Genomic DNA, 6,984 nt, shown 5'->3' on the forward strand with positions numbered 1-6,984 from the left:
GCGGGAATCAGGTGACGTGAACAATCACCAGCCTGCCATGACCGCCCCCTCTCAGCGAATTTGCAGAACTCTCAGCACACTACCGGAGAAAAAGAATGCCGCGTTTTTCAGCCAATCTGTCGATGCTCTTTGGCGAGCATGAGTTCCTCGATCGCTTCGATGCCGCAGCCCGCGCCGGCTTCAAGGGCGTCGAATATATCGGCCCCTATGATCATGCGCCCGAGATCGTTGCGGCGCGGCTGAAGAAGAACGGCCTGAACCAGGTGCTTTTCAACCTGCCGGCCGGCGACTGGGGCAAGGGCGAGCGCGGCATCGCGGTGCTACCCGACCGCGTGCCGGAATTCCGGCAAGGCATCGCCAAGGCGATCAGCTATGCCCATGCGCTGGGCTGCGAGCAGGTCAATTGCCTCGCCGGCATCGCGCCGCAGGGCGTGGATCGTTCGGTGCTGGAAAATACCTTTGCCGAAAACCTGGCGTTTGCGGCCGAGAAACTGGAGCAGGCCGGCATCCGGCTTTTGATCGAGCCGATCAACACGCGTGACATCCCGGGCTTCTTCCTGAACTATTCGAACCAGGCGCTGGCGCTGATCGACCGCGTCGGCTCGAAGAACCTGTTCCTGCAATACGACATCTATCACATGCAGATCATGGAGGGGGATCTCGCCCGTACCATCAAGGCCAACCTCGGCCGCATCGCGCATATCCAGCTTGCGGACAATCCCGGCCGTCACGAGCCGGGGACGGGCGAGATCAATTATCCCTTCCTCTACGAGCAAATCGACAGGATCGGCTATTCCGGCTGGGTCGGAGCGGAATACAAACCGAAGGCGGGGACGGAGGCTGGGCTGGGGTGGTTTCGGGAGCTTAACGGGCAGGGGAGTGCTGCGGCTTAGCTGTTACGATTGAAGTCGCGTTCCTTCGCGCCCCCCTCTGGCCTGCCGGCCATCTCCCCCACAGGTGGGGAGATCAGACGTCATCCCGGCTTTCGCCAATTCCCAACGTTGCAGGGTGAGCGAGGCGCCGAAACTGCCAATCTCCCCACAAGTGGGGGAGATGGCCGGCAGGCCAGAGGGGGGCGCGAAGGAACTCAGCCTCAACAAAGGAGAAAACAATGGAAACCATCGGCTTCATCGGCCTTGGCATTATGGGCGCGCCGATGGCGGGGCATCTCCTGGATGCCGGCTACACCGTCATTGCCAGCGACCACCGCTCGAAGCCGCCGGCCGATCTCGTCGCCAAGGGCTTGAGAAGCATCACCGGCCACGCGGCAGTGGCGAAAGCCGCCGATATCGTCATCACCATGGTTCCTGACACCCCGCAGGTTGCCGAGGTGCTGTTCGGCGACAATGGTGTTGCATCCGGCCTGAGCAAGGGCAAGCTGGTCATCGACATGAGCTCGATCTCGCCGATCGAGACCAAGGTTTTCGCCAAGAAAATCAACGATCTCGGCTGCGACTATCTTGACGCGCCGGTGTCGGGCGGCGAGGTCGGCGCAAAGGCGGCGTCGCTGACCATCATGGTCGGCGGCGAGGACAAGGCGTTCGAGCGCGCCAAGCCCGTGTTCGAAAAGATGGGCAAGAACATCACGCTTGTCGGCCCGAACGGCGTCGGCCAGACCACCAAGGTTGCCAACCAGATCGTCGTGGCCCTGACCATCGAGGCGATCGCCGAGGCGCTGGTCTTTGCCACAAAAGCCGGCGCCGACCCCGCCAAGGTCCGGCAGGCGCTGATGGGCGGGCTGGCGGCATCGCGCATCCTCGAGGTGCATGGCGAGCGCATGATAAAGCGCACCTTCGCGCCGGGCTTCCGCATCGAACTGCACCAGAAGGATCTCAGCCTGGCGCTGGAAGGCGCCAAGGCGCTCGGCGTCTCATTGCCCAACACCTCGACGACGCAGCAGCTGTTCAACTCGTGCGCGGCGAATGGCGGGGCGAAAGAGGATCATTCGGCGCTGGTGCGGGCGCTGGAGCGGATGGCGGGGCATGAAGTGGGTGAATAGTGAACGGTGACGGTAAGAACGCTTTCCATTCAGCATTCACTATTCACTTTCCAAGGAACTTCCGTGCCGCATAAAGGCTCACCGCCGCGGCGTTCGACACGTTGAGCGAGCGGATGGCGCCGGGCATGTCAAGGCGGGCGAGTGTCGTCACCGTCTCGCGCGTCTTCTGGCGCAGGCCCTTGCCTTCGGCGCCAAGCACCAGCGCGATCTTCTCGCCTGAAAAACCCGTTTCGAGTTCGGCCGGCCCGTTCGAATCGAGGCCGATGGTCTGGAAGCCGGCTTCGTGCAGCTGTTCCAGCGCGTCGGCGAGGTTCTTCACCTCGATCTGGTCGATATGTTCCAGCGCGCCGGAGGCGGATTTGGCCAGCACGCCGGATTCCTGCGGGCTGTGGCGGGCCGTGGTGATCAGCGCACCGGCGCCGAAGGCGACCGCCGAGCGCAGGATGGCGCCGACATTGTGCGGGTCGGTGACCTGGTCGAGCACCAGCACCAGTTTGGTATCGCCGAGCGCGTCAAGGCGCTTGGGCTTCAGCGGCTCGGCCTCGATCAGCACGCCCTGGTGGACGGCGTCCGAACCGGTGATCTTGTCGATGTCCTTCGGCTCGACCAGTTCGGCCTTGAACGGCAAAGCGGCGAGGTCGGCCATCGCCAGCCGCTCGGCGGCATTGCGCGTCACCAACATCTTTCTGATCCGCCGGCGCGGATTGTCGAGCGCGGCGCGCACCGTGTGCAGGCCATAAAGCCGCACCAGCCCGTCGGCGGCGTTGTCGCCCGGCGGCACCGGCTGGCGCGGCCGGAAGGCAGGCGCGCCGCCGGCCTTCTCGTCGCGATGGGCGCGACGCAGCTTGGCGTAGTGGGTGTCTTTGGCGGTCTTGGGCGTGTTGTCATTGCTCATGGCCGGCTTCTATAGCCGCGTCGCCGGGCCATGGATACAGGCAGAAAGCCGGCTTGCCGGGTGAGCTGTCAAAATCAGCGCATTTTGCCTTGCGGTGCGGTTGACACCCACTGGCCTTGCCGCCATAAGGCGCTTCGCTGATTTCGGACAAAACCCCGGTTTCGACCTGATCGGCGAGAATGCCTCGTTGCAAGGCTTCGACGGCAGGCTGGAGAGGTGCCCGAGTGGTTAAAGGGGACGGACTGTAAATCCGTTAGCTTAGCTTACGTTGGTTCGAATCCAACCCTCTCCACCACTGCCAGCCCGCGAACCTTGAGGACGATGCGGGTATAGCTCAGTGGTAGAGCAGCAGCCTTCCAAGCTGAATATGCGGGTTCGATTCCCGCTACCCGCTCCAAACACTCATCAGATCTCTGCGAATATCTCGACAACGTTGCCATCCGGATCGCGGAAGAACACTGTCCTGTGGCCCCATTCCTGGTCGGTGAGCGGCAGGACCGGCTGCACGCCCTTGGCCTGAAGCGCCTCGGCGCAGGCAGCGACCATCTCCGGCGCCACCCGGAATGCCAGCTGCAGCGACAGCGCATCCCGCTGCTGCGGCGTGTCGTTGAACATCATGCCGAGGCTGGTCAAGGCCAGCGTGTTCAGGCCGACTCGGTATTCGATCCAGCGTTCGCTAAGCTCGCGCTTCAGCTCAAATTCCATCACATCCCCGTAGAAGTGCCGCATGGCGGACATGTCGCGGGCGAAGATGACGGTGTAGTCGATCTGACGGATTTCATTGAGCGCGTTCATTGGTGGTGTCCTTTGGGTTGCGTTGTGGGCCTCGATGGCCCACGCCTTTCCGGACACGACGCAAGTGACGGCGAGCGGAAACAGCCAGCGTCGGGTGAGGTGCATGGGCGATCCTTTCAGGCGATCGCCCGCAATCTAGCTTGCCTTTAAAGGGGTACAAGACTACCGCTTATACTGGTATTGACGGTGACAGAATGACGTATGACGGCCCACGGCGCGACGAGCTTGCCCGCTTCCTGCGCGAGCGGCGGGACCGCTTCCCGCGGATCGATGGCGCCAATGGCCGCCGCCGGGCACCGGGCCTCAGGCGCGAAGAGGTCGCCGCCGAGGTGGGGATCAGCACCACCTGGTACACCTGGCTCGAGCAGGGACGGGAGGTGAACGCGTCGCCGCAGGTGCTTCGCTCGCTAGCGCGGGTGCTGAAGCTGAGCCGGTCCGAGCAGGCCTATCTGTTCCAATTGGCGCGGCCCGATCTCGACTGGCGAAACCGGCTCGGCGAGCAAGGCCTGCCCAGCGCGCCGTTGCTCAGCCTGCTCGACGGGCTGGCGCCGCACCCGGCATATGTCGTCAATCGCTATTGGCAGGTCGTCGCCTGGAACCACCCCGCGGCGGTGCTGCTCGGGGATTTCGAGACGGATGATGAGTGGTCCGGCAGCCTGCTCGCCCGGCTGTTTCTCGACCTGGAATGGCGGCAGCGCTTTGTCGACTGGCCGGAGGTTTCGCGCTCGGCGGTCGCGCAGTTCCGGCTTGCCACTGTTGCCATGACTCGCGATCCGGTGCTGGCCGCCCTGGTTTCGTCACTGGAAGCGGCAAGCGAAGCGTTCGCCACGTGCTGGAACAGCCACGACATCGCCGAGCCACCGATCTGGCGGAAATCCATCCGGCACCCTCTCGTCGGCGCAATGGCGTTCGATTTCGCCACGCTGCAGCCGGGCGGCCGCGACAGTGATTTCTCGGTTTCCCTCTACACGCCGGTCGATGCGTCGACTGCCAGGCGGTTCGCGGCGCTGGTCGAAGCAACGCCCGACAGCCGCAAGGCGGTGCCGGGCGTGTTTGCGCGTGATGCAGGCGCAGAAGTCTAGCTGTTGAAGGCGGACGCGACCTGGTGTTGCTGCGGCACCTGTCCGTTCGGCGTCAGTCTGTCGACAATGCCGGGCAGGGCTGTGGACAATTGCTTGAGCAACTCCTGCTCGTCCAGTCCGGTCCTTTGCGCGATCTCTCGAATGACCTGCGGGCCGATCGCCTTGCCGAGATCATTGGCGTTGATCGGCTGGTTCTGTCCGGTGCCGACCCAGGAGTCAGCGACATTGCCTTGGCCGGCAGTCTTGAGCTTGTCGAGCAGTCCGCCCAGTCCGCCAAGCAGGCCGCCATCCCCTGAGGCCGTGGTTCCGGTGGGGGCTGGCGTTTGAGGCTGGGCGGGCTCGCCCGTCTCTTCGGCACTCGTCTGTTCGGCGCTTCTGCCGCTCAGCATCTTTCCCACCAGCAGCGCGCCGAGCGCGATCATCAGCGGTTTGGTGATGTTGCCGCCAGGTACGGCGTTGTCAAAAAGTCCCATAGGTCAATCCTCCATAACGACCAAGCCCGTCCCGCCGGCTACAATGGAGCATGCGGGCGGAAATTCAAGTTGGCTTGAGCTTTTGACAATCATGTGACCATGATCGGCCGGCGGGGGAATGGAGAGGAAAAATGGGCATTATCAGTTGGATCATCCTCGGCGTCATCGCCGGCTTTATCGGCAGCAAGATCGTCAACAAGACCGGCCAGGGCCTGATCATGGATATCGTGCTCGGCATTGTCGGCGCCATCGTCGGCGGGCTGATCTTCAGCGCCTTTGGCGCCACGGGCGTGACCGGCCTCAACATCTGGAGCCTGATCGTCGCCGTCATCGGCGCGGTGGTCGTGCTGTGGGCCTATCACCAGTTCTCCGGCAAGCGAACGCTTTAGGCACCAGTCTGCCGACTGGCTGACCGCAGGACGGCCAAACCTGCTTCGACGCGTTGACTTGAAGGTCAGGCGACGACGGTCAGCCTGCGTTTGCGTTCATCAAGCGAGACGATGGTCAGCCCGCTCGCGACCACCAGCAGGATGCCGCAGACCGCCAGGGCATTCGGGAACTGCCCGAATACCAGCACGCCTGAGATGACCGCCCAGACGGTAAAGCAGTAGTAGAACGGCGCCACCACGCCGGTCGGACCGACGCGATAGGCCATGAAGATGAAGAAATGGCCGAAGATCAGGAAGAATCCGGCGCCGGCCATGAGCAGCAGGTGCCGGGCTTCCGGCATCACCCAGCGCTCGGAAACGAGATGCGCGGCGCCCGCGCCGATCAGCACCACCACGACGGCGGAAATGGCGACGATCATGCCCGGCACTTCGGCCGCGACCCGCCTGCCGGCAAGATCGCGCGCCGCCGCCAATGCCGCGTTGCCGAGCGCCAGCAACGCATAGACCGAGATGCCCTGCATGGTCGGCTGGGCCACCATAAGCGCACCGATGAAGCCGAGCCCGATCAGCGCCATGCGCACGCCGCCGATCCGTTCGCCGAACAGGATGGAGGAGCCGACCAGCATCAAAAGCGGGGTGATCTGCCCGAGCGCGGTCGAATCGGCGATCTGCATGTTGGCCAGCGCCACGACGTAGCAAAGGATGGCCGCCAGCTCGAGCAGGTTGCGGCGCAGCACGCGTTTGTCGAAGATCAAAGGGATCTGCCTGCCATAGCCCAGCAGGAACAGCAGCGGCATGCCCCATAGCGTGGCCGCGACCCCGCGCAGGAACAGCACTTCATAGGACGGCAATCCCGCTGTGGCGAGCTTCATCATCGTGTCGTTGACGAGGTACGACCCCGTCGAAACGATCATGAACAGCGGGCCGCGTATGGAGGTCGGTATGAATTGCATGGGGCAACCAAATCAGACCGCCGCCGCAGCGGCAATGGGCCAGGCGCCGGCTGCACATCCGGCAGGCAAAGGCCAGGACATGGGCGGGACAGGACATGGGCGGGAATAGCAAACAGGTGCTGGAGCCCGCAGCCCCCATTTCATTTCCGTTCGCGCGTTCCTATATCAGCGCCACATCCCCGCAATCGGATCATCGGTTCGCACCGAGTGGACAGCGCACCCGGCCACAAGGCACTTGTGTTTTTCGGCCGTAGTCGCTAATCGCCCCGCATTCGACTGAACTGAAGGTCAAGGCCGTCCAAGGAAAGAGACTATGGCAAAAGGTAAATTCGAGCGTAACAAGCCTCATGTGAACATTGGCACGATTGGCCACGTCGATCATGGCAAGACGTCGCTGA

At 63.3% G+C, this 6,984-nt stretch carries 9 protein-coding genes and 2 tRNA genes; 6 read left to right on the plus strand and 5 right to left on the minus strand.

The window, feature by feature from the left end; all coding sequences use genetic code 11:
- Positions 1-95: 95 nt before the first annotated feature.
- Entirely contained in the window at positions 96-893 is a 798-nt protein-coding gene (gene hyi, locus NKI96_RS32225; protein WP_352807775.1) for a hydroxypyruvate isomerase, read from the plus strand.
- Between the two features lie 218 nt (positions 894-1,111).
- On the plus strand, positions 1,112-1,999 hold the full coding sequence (locus tag NKI96_RS32230) for a 2-hydroxy-3-oxopropionate reductase (RefSeq protein WP_352807777.1): 888 nt from the start codon (positions 1,112-1,114) through the stop codon (positions 1,997-1,999).
- Between the two features lie 43 nt (positions 2,000-2,042).
- Here NKI96_RS32230 and NKI96_RS32235 read toward each other — a convergent pair whose 3' ends face one another.
- A complete protein-coding gene (locus NKI96_RS32235) occupies positions 2,043-2,894 on the minus strand; it encodes a TrmH family RNA methyltransferase (protein ID WP_352807779.1) in 852 nt (283 codons plus the stop codon).
- A 210-nt stretch (positions 2,895-3,104) separates the two neighbouring features.
- Between NKI96_RS32235 and NKI96_RS32240 the strand changes: the two genes are divergently transcribed.
- Both NKI96_RS32240 and NKI96_RS32245 read left to right on the plus strand, forming a co-directional pair.
- Positions 3,105-3,189 (plus strand) — tRNA-Tyr (locus tag NKI96_RS32240).
- 28 nt (positions 3,190-3,217) lie between these two features.
- A tRNA-Gly gene (locus NKI96_RS32245) sits at positions 3,218-3,291 on the plus strand.
- A gap of 8 nt (positions 3,292-3,299) precedes the next feature.
- On the opposite strand, the gene NKI96_RS32250 is transcribed toward NKI96_RS32245, so the two are convergent.
- Positions 3,300-3,689 (minus strand): VOC family protein, encoded by a 390-nt coding sequence (locus NKI96_RS32250; protein ID WP_023829540.1) that lies wholly within the window; start codon positions 3,687-3,689, stop codon positions 3,300-3,302.
- A gap of 194 nt (positions 3,690-3,883) precedes the next feature.
- On the opposite strand from NKI96_RS32250, the gene NKI96_RS32255 reads away from it, so the two are divergent.
- Entirely contained in the window at positions 3,884-4,771 is an 888-nt protein-coding gene (locus NKI96_RS32255) for a helix-turn-helix transcriptional regulator (protein WP_352807780.1), read from the plus strand.
- Here NKI96_RS32255 and NKI96_RS32260 read toward each other — a convergent pair.
- Positions 4,768-5,244 carry a YidB family protein gene (locus NKI96_RS32260; protein WP_023681465.1) on the minus strand — a complete coding sequence of 159 codons (477 nt, stop codon included), beginning with the start codon at positions 5,242-5,244 and terminating at the stop codon, positions 4,768-4,770. The two genes, NKI96_RS32255 and NKI96_RS32260, sit on opposite strands and share 4 nt — an antisense overlap.
- Positions 5,245-5,375: 131 nt before the next feature.
- Between NKI96_RS32260 and NKI96_RS32265 the strand changes: the two genes are divergently transcribed.
- Positions 5,376-5,633, plus strand: a complete 258-nt coding sequence (locus tag NKI96_RS32265) for a GlsB/YeaQ/YmgE family stress response membrane protein (RefSeq protein ID WP_023667446.1) — start codon at positions 5,376-5,378, stop codon at positions 5,631-5,633.
- A gap of 65 nt (positions 5,634-5,698) precedes the next feature.
- Here NKI96_RS32265 and NKI96_RS32270 read toward each other — a convergent pair whose 3' ends face one another.
- Both NKI96_RS32270 and NKI96_RS32275 read right to left on the minus strand, forming a co-directional pair.
- On the minus strand, positions 5,699-6,586 hold the full coding sequence (locus NKI96_RS32270) for a DMT family transporter (protein ID WP_023681464.1): 888 nt from the start codon (positions 6,584-6,586) through the stop codon (positions 5,699-5,701).
- Between the two features lie 190 nt (positions 6,587-6,776).
- Positions 6,777-6,984, minus strand: a 208-nt coding sequence (locus tag NKI96_RS32275; protein WP_352755797.1) for a hypothetical protein, incomplete at its 5' end; no start/stop codon positions are given.

The sequence above is a fragment of the Mesorhizobium sp. M0292 genome (assembly GCF_040321695.1).
Lineage (GTDB): Bacteria > Pseudomonadota > Alphaproteobacteria > Rhizobiales > Rhizobiaceae > Mesorhizobium.